At 72.5% G+C, this 14,194-nt stretch carries 13 protein-coding genes and 1 pseudogene; 2 read left to right on the forward strand and 12 right to left on the reverse strand.

What is annotated here, in order from left to right; translation table 11 throughout:
* From ACZ4VT_RS36710 to ACZ4VT_RS36760, 11 genes and pseudogenes are all read right to left on the reverse strand, one after another.
* Window positions 1-194 (reverse strand): annotated as a pseudogene (locus ACZ4VT_RS36710) (sulfate ABC transporter substrate-binding protein); the annotation flags it as partial.
* 224 nt (window positions 195-418) lie between these two features.
* Window positions 419-1,768: a sulfate adenylyltransferase subunit 1 gene (locus ACZ4VT_RS36715; protein ID WP_467955702.1), complete on the reverse strand. Its 1,350-nt coding sequence runs from the start codon at window positions 1,766-1,768 to the stop codon at window positions 419-421.
* Between the two features lie 2 nt (window positions 1,769-1,770).
* On the reverse strand, window positions 1,771-2,712 hold the full coding sequence (gene cysD / locus ACZ4VT_RS36720) for a sulfate adenylyltransferase subunit CysD (protein WP_467955703.1): 942 nt from the start codon (window positions 2,710-2,712) through the stop codon (window positions 1,771-1,773).
* Window positions 2,709-3,254, reverse strand: coding sequence for an adenylyl-sulfate kinase (gene cysC, locus ACZ4VT_RS36725; RefSeq protein WP_030715642.1), 546 nt, complete (start codon window positions 3,252-3,254; stop codon window positions 2,709-2,711). Before cysC ends, cysD begins: the two co-directional genes overlap by 4 nt.
* A gap of 38 nt (window positions 3,255-3,292) precedes the next feature.
* On the reverse strand, window positions 3,293-4,006 hold the full coding sequence (locus ACZ4VT_RS36730; protein ID WP_467955704.1) for a phosphoadenylyl-sulfate reductase: 714 nt from the start codon (window positions 4,004-4,006) through the stop codon (window positions 3,293-3,295).
* On the reverse strand, window positions 4,003-4,182 hold the full coding sequence (locus tag ACZ4VT_RS36735; protein WP_351301360.1) for a hypothetical protein: 180 nt from the start codon (window positions 4,180-4,182) through the stop codon (window positions 4,003-4,005). The genes ACZ4VT_RS36730 and ACZ4VT_RS36735 overlap by 4 nt, the downstream gene beginning before the upstream one ends.
* Window positions 4,179-5,885 (reverse strand): nitrite/sulfite reductase, encoded by a 1,707-nt coding sequence (locus ACZ4VT_RS36740; RefSeq protein ID WP_467955705.1) that lies wholly within the window; start codon window positions 5,883-5,885, stop codon window positions 4,179-4,181. The genes ACZ4VT_RS36735 and ACZ4VT_RS36740 overlap by 4 nt, the downstream gene beginning before the upstream one ends.
* A 222-nt stretch (window positions 5,886-6,107) precedes the next feature.
* The gene (locus ACZ4VT_RS36745; protein ID WP_390173574.1) at window positions 6,108-6,239 is read right to left on the reverse strand and encodes a putative leader peptide; all 132 of its coding nucleotides are present in this window, start codon (window positions 6,237-6,239) and stop codon (window positions 6,108-6,110) included.
* Window positions 6,240-6,681: 442 nt separating this feature from the next.
* Window positions 6,682-7,245 (reverse strand): GNAT family N-acetyltransferase, encoded by a 564-nt coding sequence (locus tag ACZ4VT_RS36750; protein ID WP_467955706.1) that lies wholly within the window; start codon window positions 7,243-7,245, stop codon window positions 6,682-6,684.
* 5 nt (window positions 7,246-7,250) lie between these two features.
* A complete protein-coding gene (locus tag ACZ4VT_RS36755; protein WP_467955711.1) occupies window positions 7,251-8,513 on the reverse strand; it encodes a GAF domain-containing protein in 1,263 nt (420 codons plus the stop codon).
* A gap of 358 nt (window positions 8,514-8,871) precedes the next feature.
* The gene (locus ACZ4VT_RS36760; protein ID WP_467955707.1) at window positions 8,872-10,515 is read right to left on the reverse strand and encodes an acyl-CoA dehydrogenase family protein; all 1,644 of its coding nucleotides are present in this window, start codon (window positions 10,513-10,515) and stop codon (window positions 8,872-8,874) included.
* Between the two features lie 17 nt (window positions 10,516-10,532).
* Between ACZ4VT_RS36760 and ACZ4VT_RS36765 the strand changes: the two genes are divergently transcribed.
* Entirely contained in the window at window positions 10,533-11,657 is a 1,125-nt protein-coding gene (locus ACZ4VT_RS36765; protein WP_467955708.1) for a YihY/virulence factor BrkB family protein, read from the forward strand.
* A gap of 645 nt (window positions 11,658-12,302) precedes the next feature.
* Here ACZ4VT_RS36765 and ACZ4VT_RS36770 read toward each other — a convergent pair.
* Window positions 12,303-12,527 carry a hypothetical protein gene (locus ACZ4VT_RS36770; RefSeq protein WP_467955709.1) on the reverse strand — a complete coding sequence of 75 codons (225 nt, stop codon included), beginning with the start codon at window positions 12,525-12,527 and terminating at the stop codon, window positions 12,303-12,305.
* Window positions 12,528-12,913: 386 nt separating this feature from the next.
* Here ACZ4VT_RS36770 and rsgA point away from each other — a divergent pair, with 386 nt between their 5' ends.
* The gene (gene rsgA, locus ACZ4VT_RS36775) at window positions 12,914-14,050 is read left to right on the forward strand and encodes a ribosome small subunit-dependent GTPase A (protein WP_467955710.1); all 1,137 of its coding nucleotides are present in this window, start codon (window positions 12,914-12,916) and stop codon (window positions 14,048-14,050) included.
* Window positions 14,051-14,194: the final 144 nt, after the last annotated feature.

The following is a 14,194-nucleotide window of genomic DNA, read 5'->3' on the forward strand; positions in this document are numbered from 1 at the left end:
ATCCGCACCTCGGAGGCCGACAGCTTCGCGCCGTCGGTGGCCGAGACGTCGGCCTTGCCGCCCTCGTCCTTCTTGGCCTCCGAGCCGTAGCCGCACGAGGCGAGCGCGCCGATCAGCAGCGGCAGCGCGGCGGCGGCGACGACGCCGCGGCGCAGGGTGGTGCGGGTGGTACGGGTGCTGGCGGTGGCAGGCACGGGAGGACTTCCTCTCGTGACGCGGTCATCTCATGACGCACGTCTTCGTCTGTGGAGCGGGGGCAGGTACGGCGCGTGGGGGGTGTGGGCGCGTAGGCGTGATGCCGGCGGCAATCCGGTCATCGCGCACATCGCGCCACCCCTCCCTGGCCGCTGCCGAGGCGGCCGCTGCCTACGCGGCCGCCCTCCTTGGCGAAGGTGGAGTAGATGTCGGCGGGCATGATCTAGAAGTCCCACCCTTCCTCGTCCGCCTGCACGGTGGTCTCGGCCTTGGAGGCGAAGGACTCGCCGGCCATGCCCGCCGCCAGGGTGGTGCCGTCGGCCGGGTCGATCAGCAGGAAGGACCCGGTGCGGCGCGAGTCGGCGTACGCGTCGAGCGCGAGCGGCTCGGCGGTACGGACGACCACGCGGCCGATGTCGTTGGCCACGAGCTGCCCGGGGTTCGGGTGCTGGGACAGGTCGTCCAGGGTCAGCCGCGAGGGGATCTCCTTGACGATCGCCTTGACCGTGCGCGTCGTGTGCTTGATCAGCACCCGGGCACCGACGGAGAGGGGCTGGTCGGCCACGTGGCAGACCGTCGCCTCGACGTCCTGCGTGGTGGCCGGGGCGTTCGCGGACGGCGCGATCAGGTCGCCGCGCGAGATGTCGATGTCGTCCGCCAGACGCAGCGTCACCGACTGCGGGGCCCAGGCGATGTCGACGCTCTCGCCCAGCGCGTCGATGCCCACGATCGTGCTCGTACGGCCCGAGGGCAGCACGGTCACGGCCTCGCCGACGCGCAGCACGCCGGAGGCGATCTGGCCCGCGTAGCCGCGGTAGTCGGGGTGCTCCGCGGACTGCGGGCGGATCACGTACTGCACCGGGAAACGCGCCGGGCAGGCGGTGAGGTCGTGGCTGACCGGGACGGTCTCCAGGTGCTCCAGCACCGTCGGGCCGCCGTACCAGTCCATGTTGGCGGAGGGCTCCACGACGTTGTCGCCGGCCAGGGCCGAGATCGGGATCGCGGTGATCTCCGGGACGCCGAGGTCCGAGGCGTACGCGGTGAACTCCTCGGCGATCGAGGCGAAGACCGACTCCTCGTAGCCCACCAGGTCCATCTTGTTGACGGCCAGCACCACGTGCGGGACGCGCAGCAGCGCGGCCACGGCCGCGTGCCGGCGGGTCTGCTCGATCACGCCGTTGCGGGCGTCGACGAGGACCACGGCCAGGTCGGCGGTGGAGGCGCCGGTGACCATGTTCCGGGTGTACTGCACGTGCCCCGGGGTGTCCGCGAGGATGAACCGGCGGCGCGCGGTGGCGAAGTAGCGGTACGCGACGTCGATGGTGATGCCCTGCTCCCGCTCGGCCCGCAGGCCGTCGGTGAGCAGCGCGAGGTCGGGGGCCTCCTGGCCGCGCTGGGCGGAGACGGCCTCGACGGCCTCCATCTGGTCGGTCAGGACCGACTTGGAGTCGTGCAGCAGCCGGCCCACCAGGGTGGACTTGCCGTCGTCGACGGAACCGGCGGTCGCGAAGCGCAGCAGGGTGGTCGCTGCGAGGTCGTCGAGCCCGGCGACCTGATCGGTGGTGCTGGTCATGTCTAGAAGTACCCTTCGCGCTTGCGGTCTTCCATCGCGGCCTCGGACATCTTGTCGTCGGCGCGGGTCGCGCCCCGCTCGGTGAGGCGGGAAACGGCGATCTCGGCGATCACGGCGTCGAGCGTGGTGGCGTCGGAGTCGACGGCGCCGGTGCAGGACATGTCACCGACGGTGCGGTAGCGGATCAGGCGGGTCTCGGGGACCTCGCCCTCCTTGGCGCCGCCCCACTCGCCGGCCGTCAGCCACATGCCGTTGCGCAGGAACACCTCGCGCTCGTGGGCGAAGTAGATCTCCGGCAGCTCGATGCCCTCGCGGGCGATGTACTGCCAGACGTCCAGCTCGGTCCAGTTGGAGAGCGGGAAGACGCGCACGTGCTCGCCGGGCGCGTGGCGGCCGTTGTAGAGCTGCCACAGCTCGGGGCGCTGGCGGCGCGGGTCCCACTGGGAGAACTCGTCGCGGAGGCTGAACACCCGCTCCTTGGCGCGGGCCTTCTCCTCGTCGCGGCGGCCGCCGCCGAAGACGGCGTCGAACTTGAGGCTCTGGATCGCCTCGGTCAGCGGCACGGTCTGCAGCGGGTTGCGGGTGCCGTCCGGACGCTCGCGCAGCTTGCCCGCGTCGATGTAGTCCTGGACGGACGCCACGTGCAGGCGCAGTCCGTGCTTCTCGACCGTGCGGTCGCGGTACTCCAGCACCTCGGAGAAGTTGTGGCCCGTGTCGACGTGCAGCAGCGTGAAGGGGACCGGCGCCGGCGCGAACGCCTTCAGCGCCAGGTGCAGCATGACGATGGAGTCCTTGCCGCCGGAGAACAGGATCACCGGCTTCTCGAACTCGCCCGCCACCTCGCGGAAGATGTGCACCGCCTCGGACTCCAGCGCGTCGAGGTGCGACAGCGCGTACGGGGCGTCGGAGCCGGAATCGGTGTGCAGGTGTGCGGCCGTGGTCATGCCAGACCCCTCTCGGTGAGCAGCGCGTGCAGGGCCGAGGCCGACTCCTGCACGGTCTGCGTGTGCGACTCGATACGGAGGTCCGGGGACTCCGGTGCCTCGTACGGGTCGTCGACCCCGGTCAGACCGGAGATCTCGCCCGCCGCCTGCTTGGCGTACAGGCCCTTGACGTCACGCTCGGAGCACACCTCGACCGGGGTGGCCACGTGGACCTCCAGGTACGAGGTGCCCTCGGCGGCGTGCCGCTTGCGGACGGCCTCACGGCTGTCCGCGAACGGCGCGATCACCGGGACGAGCGCCTTCACGCCGTTGGACGCGAGGAGTTCGGCGACGAAACCGATCCGCTGCACGTTGGTGTGCCGGTCCTCGCGGCTGAAGCCGAGTCCGGCGGAGAGGAACTCACGGATCTCGTCACCGTCGAGGACCTCCGCGCGGTGGCCCTCGGCGCGCAGCCGCTCGGCCAGCGCGTAGGCGATGGTGGTCTTGCCCGCGCTCGGCAGCCCGGTCAGCCACACGGTGGCGCCCTGGTCGCTCACGCTCATCTGCTTCGTCTCCGTAAGTTCCGTACGTTCGGTCGTCATCAGCCGTGCAGTCCGCACTCGGTCTTGCCCAGCCCGGCCCACCGGCCGGCCCGTGCGTCCTCGCCCTCCGCCACGCGGCGGGTGCACGGGGCGCAGCCGACGGAGGCGTATCCGTCCATCAGCAGCGGGTTGGTGAGCACGCCGTGCTCGGCGACGTACGCGTCCACGTCGTCCTGGGTCCAGCGGGCGATCGGCGAGACCTTGACCTTCTGCCGCTTCTCGTCCCAGCCGACCACCGGGGTGTTCGCCCGGGTCGGGGACTCGTCGCGGCGCAGGCCCGTCGCCCACGCCTCGTACGCGGTCAGGCCCTCTTCCAGCGGCTTGACCTTGCGCAGCGCGCAGCACAGGTCGGGGTCGCGGTCGTGCAGCTTCGGGCCGTACTGGGCGTCCTGCTCGGCCACCGTCTGGCGCGGGGTGAGCGTGATGACGTTGACGTCCATCACGGCGTCGACCGCGTCACGGGTGCCGATGGTCTCCTCGAAGTGGTAGCCCGTGTCGAGGAAGACCACGTCCACGCCGGGGAAGACGCGCGAGGCCAGGTGGGCGACGACCGCGTCCTCCATGGAGGAGGTCACGGCGAACTTCCCGCCGAAGGTCTCGGCCGCCCAGCGCAGGATGTCCAGCGCGGAGGCGTCCTCCAGGTCCCGGCCGGCCTGCTCGGCCAGCGCCTTGAGCTCCACGGCCTTGAGACTCGCGTCTTGAGTGGTGGTCATATCTCGTCCCCTCCAGCTGAATCGGACCGGATACCGCGGGACAGCAGCCCGAGGTACTTCAGCTGGAAGGCTCGGTTGCAGGCCCTGCATTCCCACGCGCCGTGGCCCGTCTCGTGGGGAAACAGGTCCTCGTCGCCGCAGTACGGGCAGTAGAACGGTGCGGCGCGCTCGCTCACGAGAGGCTCTTCTCGTCCGCGCGGGCGACCCACGCCGCGAAGCGCTCGCCGTCCTCGCGCTGCTCCTCGTAGCTCTTGACGACCCGCTCGACGTAGTCGGGCAGACCGGCCGAGGTGACCTTGAGGCCGCGGACCTTGCGGCCGAAGCCGGCCTCCAGGCCGAGGGCGCCGCCCAGGTGGACCTGGTAGCCCTCCACCTGGTTGCCATCGTCGTCCAGGACCAGCTGGCCCTTGAGACCGATGTCCGCCACCTGGATACGGGCGCAGGCGTTCGGGCAACCGTTGATGTTGATCGTGAGCGGCTCGGCGAAGTCCGGCAGACGACGCTCCAGCTCGTCGATCAGCGAGGCGCCGCGCGCCTTGGTCTCGACGATGGCCAGCTTGCAGAACTCGATGCCGGTGCAGGCCATCGTGCCGCGGCGGAACGGGGACGGCTTGACCCGCAGGTCCAGCGACTCCAGCGCCTCGACCACCGAGTCGACCTGGTCGGCCTCGACGTCGAGCACGATCATCTTCTGCTCGGCGGTGGTGCGCAGGCGGCCGGAGCCGTGCTGCTCGGCGACGTCCGCGATCTTGGTCAGGGTGGCGCCGTCCACACGGCCGACGCGGGGCGCGAAGCCGACGTAGAACTTGCCGTCCTGCTGCTGGTGGACGCCCACGTGGTCGCGCCACTGGCCGGTCGGCTGCTCGGGGGCGGGGCCGTCGGTCAGCTTGCGCTTCAGGTACTCGTCCTCCAGGACCTGGCGGAACTTGGCCGGACCCCAGTCGGCGACGAGGAACTTCAGGCGGGCGCGGGTGCGCAGCCGGCGGTAGCCGTAGTCGCGGAAGATCGAGATGACGCCCTCGTAGACGTCCGGGACCTCGTCGAGGGAGACCCAGGTGCCCAGACGCACGCCCAGCTTGGGGTTGGTGGAGAGACCGCCGCCGACCCAGACGTCGAAGCCCGGACCGTGCTCGGGGTGGTTCACGCCGACGAAGGCGATGTCGTTGATCTCGTGCGCCACGTCGAGCAGCGGCGAGCCGGAGACCGCGGACTTGAACTTGCGGGGCAGGTTGGAGAAGTCCTTGTTGCCCACGATCCGGCGGTAGATCTCGTCGATGGCGGGGGTGCCGTCGATGATCTCGTCCTGGGCGATGCCGGCGACGGGCGAACCGAGGATGACGCGGGGCGTGTCACCGCATGCCTCGGTGGTGGACAGGCCGACGGCCTCCAGGCGGCGCCAGATCTCCGGGACGTCCTCGATCCGGATCCAGTGGTACTGCACGTTCTGGCGGTCGGTGAGGTCGGCGGTGCCGCGCGCGAACTCCTGGGAGATCTCGCCGATGACGCGGAGCTGCTCGGTGGTCAGCCGGCCGCCGTCGATGCGGACGCGCAGCATGAAGTACTCGTCGTCCAGCTCCTCCGGCTCCAGGATCGCGGTCTTGCCGCCGTCGATCCCGGGCTTGCGCTGGGTGTAGAGGCCCCACCAGCGCATGCGGCCGCGCAGGTCGTTGGGGTCGATCGAGTCGAAGCCGCGCTTGGAGTAGATCGTCTCAATGCGTGTCCGCACGTTGAGACCGTCGTCGTCCTTCTTGAACTGCTCGTTGCCGTTGAGGGGCGTGTGGTGTCCGACGGCCCACTGGCCCTCGCCGCGGTGACGGCCGGTCTTGCGGCGCGCGGCGGCTGCGGGCGCGGCTGCGGGCGTTTCGGGGGTGGCGGCCATGGCGGTACGTCCTTCTTCGGCGGCTCGAGGCAGGGAGCAGGGGAGGCGGGGCGGCGGGCCCCTGTCGTGTCGACGCCGCTGAGCGGGTGTGGCCGATCAGCCGCACCGTGCCGGGGTGGCCGGCGGGCAGGGCGGTTTTCGGCCTTCAGGGGACTGCGATGATCGACGCTTCCGCGGCGAAAATGCCGGGATTGCGGCGATGTGCGGCGGTTGCTGGTTCCGTCAGCGCGCCGGACAGATGGCGCTGGACATGCGGCCGAGGTCGACGTGCCGCCGACTCACCAAGGCAATTCCAGCTCCATTCATAGGGGGAAGCGTGGCATGCGTGTCTTGGAGGAGTCCACTACTGTCCATGATTCGGACAGTTCTGTCTCGTATGGCGAGATGCTGTGCTCTGCGTCACCTCGGGGGCCCTCCCGCCGGGCATCCGGACGTCTACGTTCCGGGGCGGCCTTCTCGTCCTTGTCGGCCTCGCCGTACACCCGCCCGTTCCAGCCCGTGTGGGGCCCTGCCTTCGAGGGCACCGCGTCGGGCCGCACCGAGTCGCTGAACCAGCGGCCCGGGACGCCGAACCCGCCGGCCAGGTCGACCAGCGGACCTGCGGGGCCCACCGCCATCACGGCGGCGTCTGCCTGAAGGGCGACGGCAACACCAAGGCGACCGCCGTGCGGTCGGTACGGGACGACGGAACGGCCTACGGCCTCGTGGCGCCGCCCTGTTCGTCGAGCGCGACCGGGACGAGAACCTGCGCGTCTCGGTCCGGCAGGGCAAGTGACGCCCCCGGACCCGGCAGGGCCTACGCTCCCGGCCAGGGGCCCGGGGTCGGGGTGTCTTCCTTCTCCTCCGTCTCCGTCCTGAAGACCTTGAAGCCGCGCCGCTGGTAGTTGCTCATCGCCGTCGGGCCGTCCTGGCTGCACGTGTGCACCCACACCCGGCGGGTCGGCTCGCGGTCCGGCCAGCGCTCCGCGAGGGACCACGCCCGGGCGATGCCCACCGACAGCAGGTGCCCGCCGATGCGGCGGCCGCGGAAGTCCGGGAGGAGGCCGAAGTACATGATCTCGACCACACCGTCGTCCTGCGGGTCGAGCTCCACGTACCCCGCCGGCGTGCCGCGGTCGTACGCCACCCACGTCTCCACCCCCGGCCGGCCCAGCTGCTCCACCCACTGCGCGCGGGTCAGCGACAGCCGGTCCGTCCAGTGGATGTCGCCGCCCACCGAGGCGTAGAGGAAGCGGCTGAACTCCGGGGAGGGGACCTCCGCCCGCGAGATCGTGATCCCGGGGCCCGGTACGGCCGCCGGGACGAGGTCCGAGGCGGAGGTCATTTCCAGGGACCAGGTGGTGAGGGTGATGGTGCTCATGCCCTTCAGGGAACCACGCCGGGCCCCCTGCGCCCGAGGCGGGCCCTGATCACCGCGGGGGCGGTGGAGTGCGGGAGCAGCGCCGCCGGGTCCTCGGGGCGGATCAGCTCCACCTCCACGTCCTCCGCGAAGCGGTACGGCCGGTGGGTCAGCACGCCCGCCAGGTGGCGGCGTACGCGCGACAGCTCCGCGCGCACCGTCACCGTCCGCGTCGGGTCCCCGAACAGCTCCGCGGACAGCTCCGCCGCCGAGCGCCCCCGCGGGCTGTCCGCCAGCAGGAACAACAGCTCCGCGTGGCGCGGGCTCAGCTCCTGCGACCAGCTCCCGGAGGACCCGTACACCGTCGCCGACCAGCATCCCGCCCGGCTGAGGTCCACGACGATCCGCGTCGCCGCCGTGCCCGTACGCTCCTGCGCGACCCGCAGCAGCCAGCCGCCGGGCAGCGGCTCCACCACGCAGTCGCCGAGCCGCGGCAGCCACACCCGCCCCGGCCCGAAGGCTTTCGGCAGCGGGATCCGGTCCGTGGGGGCCAGCCCCGTCACCGCCGCCGGCCAGCCGTCCGGGTCCACGGCCAGCGCCCGCCCCGGCAGCCGGGCCAGCAGCGGGGCCGCCACCGTCCGCAGCCGCTCCAGCGACTCCAGGTGCCGGATCCGCAGCTCCCGCTCGGCGAGCCGGGCCACCGAGGTCACCCACGCCAGCGTCGCCGGGTGCATCGTGGCCAGCGGCCCGCTGACGTCGACCACGCCCAGCAGCCGCCCGTCGCGCGGGTCCCGTACGGGCGCCCCCGCGCAGGTCCAGTCGTGATGGCTGGAGACGAAGTGCTCCGCCGAGAACACCTGCACCGGCCGCCGGGCCACGAGCGCGGTGCCCACGCCGTTCGTGCCGACCACGGCCTCGTCCCAGTCGGCGCCCACCGAGAAGCCGAGCCGGTCCGCCTTGCGCAGGATGGAGGAGTGGCCCTCCCGCCACAGCAGCCGCCCGTCCGCGTCCGCGACGACCATGATGTGCAGGGCCTCGTCCAGCGCGGGCAGCAGCCCCTCCCGCAGTACGGGGAGGACCTCCCGCAGCGGCGACCCGTGCCGCCGCTCCTCGGTCTCGGCGGCCGACAGCATCCGCGAGCGCGCGTCCCGGTCCGGGTGCACCCCGCCGGCCAGCATCCGCCGCCAGGACTCCGCGATCTCCGGTCTCGGCGCGGCCGGAGGGCGGTCCCCGGCCAGCGCGGCCGCCCGTACCCCCTTGAGCAGACGCGCCGCCGCCCGCGCGTCCATGGCCGAGATGCGTGCCACATCGACCGTGCTGCCTGTGGTGTCGGCCACCGGAACCTCCCCGTGCGAAACAGGACGTACGACGCGAGCCGCCCGGGCGGGTGTGCGGGTTCCGCGACCCCGCCACCCCGGCGGGCGGCTGCCGACTCAAAGGTTGCAACGGTATGCAACCCTCGCCAAGTCCCGGTCACCCGACCGAAACTGTCCGGACGCCGCCGAGCGGCGTGACAGCTCCTCCTCGGGGCTTCGGATCAGAGGTGGTGCCGAGTCGGCGCGGCGCCACCTCTGTACCGGTCGACGGGCCCGGATCCAGGCTCGGAGCGGTTTGGGGACCGCAGGGGAACCCGACGGGGGCTCCTCCCTAGCCCGTGATCCGCGCCCGTTCCACCACCGCGCCGAGGTCGAGGCTGTGCGGCAGCGTGCCGAAGGCCGTGCCCCAGTCGCCGCCCAGCCGGGAGGCGCAGAACGCGTCCGCGACCTCCGGCGGAGCCCAGCGCACCAGCAGCGATCCCTGCAGGACCAGCGCCATGCGCTCCACCACGCGGCGGGCCCGCGCCTCGATGCCCTCCAGGTCGGCGAGCTCCGTCAGCAGGTCCTTGATGGCCGAATCCAGCCGGTGGTCCGCGCCCCGGGCCTGGCCGACCTCCTGGAGGAAGGCGTTCAGCGCCTGCGGCTCGCGCTGGAGGGCGCGCAGTACGTCCAGCGCCTGCACGTTGCCCGAGCCCTCCCAGATGGAGTTCAGCGGGGATTCGCGCAGCAGTCTCGGCAGCCCGGACTCCTCGACGTAGCCGTTGCCGCCCAGACATTCCAGGGCCTCCGCGACCATCGGCGTACAGCGCTTGGTCACCCAGTATTTGGCGGCGGGCACGGCGAGGCGCAGGAAGGCCTTCTCCTGCTCGGTCCCGGCGTCGTAGGCGGCCGCCAGGCGCAGGGTCAGCGTGGTGGCGGCTTCCGACTCCAGCGCCAGGTCGGCGAGCACGTTGCGCATCAGCGGCTGGTCGATGAGCGGTGCTCCGAAAGCAGAGCGGTGCTCCGCATGGTGCGCGGCCTGCGTCAGCGCCTGCCGCATCAGCGAGGCCGAGCCGATGACGCAGTCCAGCCGGGTCGCCGCGACCATCTCGATGATGGTCCGCACCCCCCGGCCCTCCTCGCCCACCCGCCGCGCCCAGGTCCCGTCGAACTCCACCTCGCTCGACGCGTTCGACTTGTTGCCCAGCTTGTCCTTCAGCCGCTGGATCGCGAAGACGTTGCGCGTGCCGTCCGGCAGCACCCGCGGCACCAGGAAGCACGTCAGCCCTCCCGGAGCCTGCGCCAGCACCAGGAACCCGTCGCACATCGGCGCCGAACAGAACCACTTGTGCCCGGTCAGCAGGTACTCGCCGGACGTGCCCAGCGGCGTCGCGGCCGTCGTGTTGGCCCGTACGTCGCTGCCGCCCTGCTTCTCCGTCATCCCCATGCCGAAGAGCACACCGGCCTTCTGCGCGGCCGGCCGCAGGCCCTCCTCGTACACGTGCGAGGTCAGCCGCGGCTCCCATTCGGCGGCGAGCGCCGGATCGGCCCGCAGCGCCGGTACGGCGGCGTGCGTCATCGAGACCGGGCAGCCGTGCCCCGCCTCGGCCTGCGACCACAGGAAGAACCCGGCGGCGCGGCGCAGATGCCCGGCCGGACGCCCCCAGGCGTCGGTGAGCCCGGAGGCCACGGCGTGCCCGAGCAGCCGGTGCCAGGCCGGGTGGAACTCCACCTCGTCGATCCGGTTCCCGTACCGGTCGTGCGTCCGCAGTTTCGGCGGGTTCTCGTTCGCCTGCACACCCCATTCCTGGGCCTGTGAGGACCCTGCCGCGCGCCCGAGGGCGGTGAGCTCCTCCCGTACCTCGCCGAGGAGTTCGGGCGCCGCGGATGCGAGGTGACGCTCGACGCCCTCGGTGAGGGCCCGATCGCCGCCGTAGACGTCGTAGCCCACCAGAGGCGGGGCCTGGTTGCTGACTGTGTGGGTGGTGGCTGCCATGCGGATACCGTAAGGACGTGCAGCCAGCAAAAGAAACACCCGAGCGGATCCCGGGACCCCCAGGACGGCTCCACCGGGCCCGCGCCCTCTACCGCAACGTCTCGAAGCGGAAGATGGGCTGGCTGCTGCTGAAGGACACCGTCAACTCGTGCATCGAGTACCGCATCCTCGGTCTGGCGGCCGAGGCGGCGTTCTTCACGCTGCTGTCGCTGCCCCCGCTTTTCCTCGGCCTGCTGGGCCTGCTCGGCTACGTGGACGGCTGGACCGGCAAGACCACGGTGGCCAGCATCGAGGAGAACATCCTGGGCGCGGTCGGCACGGTGCTGTCCGACCGCGGCGTCAACGACATCGCCAAACCGATGCTCGACGACGTGACGGGACGCGGCCGCCCCGACCTGATCTCGCTCGGCTTCGCCTTCGCCCTGTGGTCGGGCTCCCGCGCGGTGAACGTCTTCATCGACACCATCACCGTGATGTACGGGCTCGACGGGCAGCGCGGCATCGTCAAGACCCGGCTGCTGGCCTTCGTGCTCTACATCATCGCGCTGGTGATCGGCGCGATCGTGCTGCCGCTGATGGTGGTGGGGCCGGACGCCGTGATCGAGCTGGTCCCCTGGGGCACGAGCGTGATCGCGGTGCTGTACTGGCCGACCGTCACCCTGCTGTCCATCGTCTTCCTGACGACGCTGTACCACGTGTCCGTACCGGTGCGTTCGCCGTGGATCGAGGACGTGCCGGGGGCGCTGGTGGCCCTCGCCATGTGGGTCCTGGGCTCGTTCCTGCTGCGCATCTACCTCACCAACACCGTGGAGGGGCCGACGATCTACGGATCGCTGGCGGCGCCGGTGGCGGTACTGCTGTGGATCGGCATCTCGGCCTTCGCGGTGCTGGTCGGCGCGGCCGTGAACGCCGCCATCGACCGGGTCTGGCCGTCCGTGGCCACGGCGGCGGCCCGCGAGGCCAACGAGCGGGCCCGGGAGCTGGAGGCCGCGCAGCTGATCGCGCGGGCCGCGGCCTGGCGGGCACTGGCCGAGGGCGAGTCGGAGGACGACGAGGACGGCGGGATGCCGTCGGAGTTCCCGGAGCGGTGGTCGAAATTCCTGCCGCCGGAGGACTATTCCTCGCGGCTGCGCAAACACTGACCGGCGCGAGAGCTGTGGCGGGCGCGGGGCAACGGCCGGATGGACCTGCTGTGGGCCGAGGGGCGGCTGCTGGTGGCCGGGCCCGACACCGGGCCGCATCCCGCCGGGGAGGTCCCGGGCGGAGCCTTCGCCGGAACCCGGCCGGCGCCCGGCACCGCGCCCGCGCTGCTCGGCGTACCGGCCCACGCCCTGCGGGACCGCCGCGTCGAGCTCGCCGAGCTGTGGCCGACGCGGAAGGTACGGCGCCTCACGGGCCGCGTGGCGTGCGGCCGGGGCAGATACCGGGGCTCCGCCCCGCACCCCGCCGGACTCCGCCCGGACCCTCCCCCAGACTTCGTCCGGGGGGACCCCCACTCAAACGCCGGAGAGACTGAATGGTGCGGCGGGCTGGGATCGAACCGGCCGGTTGGGCCGGGGTCGGGTGTGTGTCGGGGTGATCCCCGCAGGGCGCCGAACACAAGGTGCCTCGGCCCTCCGACCCCCCGACACGTTCGGCGCCCGAGGAGACGCCCCGGCGCGCGCCCGACCCCGGCCCAACCGGCCCCCTCCGATCCGGCCCCGGCGCAGCCAGCCCCCGTACCCCGCCCGAGCGGCGCAGCCAACCGGCGGCGCAGCCAACCCGCGGCGCAGCCAACCGGTGCGGCGTCAGCCCCTGCGGCGGGCGGCCACCATCGCGCACGCCAGCGCCAACGGCAGTTCCGCGCCCGCTGCCAGCAGCAGCGCCATGCCCTGTCCGCCGGTCCCGGCCGAGGTCGTGACGTCGAACCAGGCGTCCATCACGCGCAGCGCGGCCGTCGCCGCCGCGACCGGCGACACCCGCGGATCGCCCCGGCGCAGCAGCATCCCGGTCCCGGTCAGCCCGGCGGCCACCCGCTTCCGGGTCCGCTGCGAGAGCGGCAGCGGCCGCCGCGAGGTCCCCGAGGCCCTGCGCGACGCCGGCTCCTCCCCGGATCCTGGACCTCGCGGCGGGCGTCGGCCGCGCCCAGGCGACGTACCCGGCCGGGCCGTGAAAAAGAAGTGGCCTTGCCGGGCGGGATCTTGTTACGGTGGGTCCGTTCCCGCCGAGCCGGTGGAGGACCTCAGTAACGTGCATGACCCGGAGGTGAGTTCATTGATGACTGTCGTTGCGCAGGGCGCTGCCCGCACTCAGAAGACCATCAATGTCACTTCTGTGGTCTCCGGCTGACCTCACACCTCTTCGCGCGCCGCCATCGAGCGAGCGCACGCGGCCGGGGCCACCCTGTGAAGGGTTCCCCTTGTCTTTCTCGTCTTCCTCCGCTTCCTCCTCCGTTTCCACCTCTTCTGCGCAGGACTCGCTCTCGCACGCCCTCGCCCCCTTCGGCTGGGACGACGCGTGGGCGGCCGAGTTCACCCCGTACGCCGAACAGGGCCTCGTGGCCGGCCGGGTCGTACGCGTCGACCGCGGTCAGTGCGACGTCATGACCGCCGACGGCATCGTCCGCGCCGACACCGCCTTCGTCACCCCGCACGACCCGCTGCGGGTCATCTGCACCGGTGACTGGGCCGCCGTCGAGACCGTCGGCAACCCGCGCTACGTGAAGGCGTACCTGCCGCGCCGGACCGCCTTCGTCCGCTCCACCTCCTCCCAGCGGTCGGAGGGGCAGATCCTCGCCGCCAACGTCGACCACGCGATCATCGCCGTATCCCTCGCCGTCGAACTGGACCTGGGACGCATCGAGCGCTTCCTGGCCCTGGCCTGGGAATCGGGGGCGCAGCCGCTGGTCGTCCTCACCAAGGCGGACCTCGTCCCGGACCCGGTGACGCTCGGCCACCTGGTCGAGGACGTCGAGTCCACCGCGCCGGGCGTCCAGGTACTGACCGTCTCCTCCGTCACCGGAGAGGGCACGGACGTCCTCGCCGCCGTCGTCGCGGGCGGCACCAGCGTGCTGCTCGGCGTCTCCGGCGCCGGCAAGTCCACACTGGCCAACGCGCTGCTCGGCGCGGAGGTCATGGAGGTCCAGGAGGCCCGCGAGGTCGACGGCAAGGGCCGCCACACCACCACGACCCGCAACCTGCTCGCCCTGCCGGGCGGCGGCGTACTGATCGACACGCCCGGGCTGCGCGGCGTCGGGCTCTGGGACGCCGAGACCGGCGTCGGCCAGGTCTTCTCGGAGATCGAGGAGTACGCGGAGCACTGCCGCTTCCACGACTGCGCGCACGAGGCGGAGCCGGGGTGCGCGGTGCTGGCCGCGGTGGACTCGGGGGAGCTGGCGGAGCGCCGCCTCGACAGCTACCGCAAGCTGCTGAGGGAGAACCAGCGGATCGTGGCCAAGACGGATGCGCGGCTGCGGTCGGAGATCCGCCGTGACTGGCGCCTCAAGTCGGCGGAGGGTCGCGCCAACTACGCGGCCAAGCGCGGCGCCCGGTCCTGACCCCCGCCGCCCCCCCCCGCGGAGCCCCGCCCCGGGGTTCCGCGGGCCCAGGGGGGGGGGGGGGGGGGGGGGGGGGGGGGGGGGGGGGGGGGGGGGGGGGGGGGGGGGGGGGGGGGGGGGGGGGGGGGGGGGGGGGGGGGGGGG

The organism is Streptomyces sp. NPDC029164 (assembly GCF_055563995.1).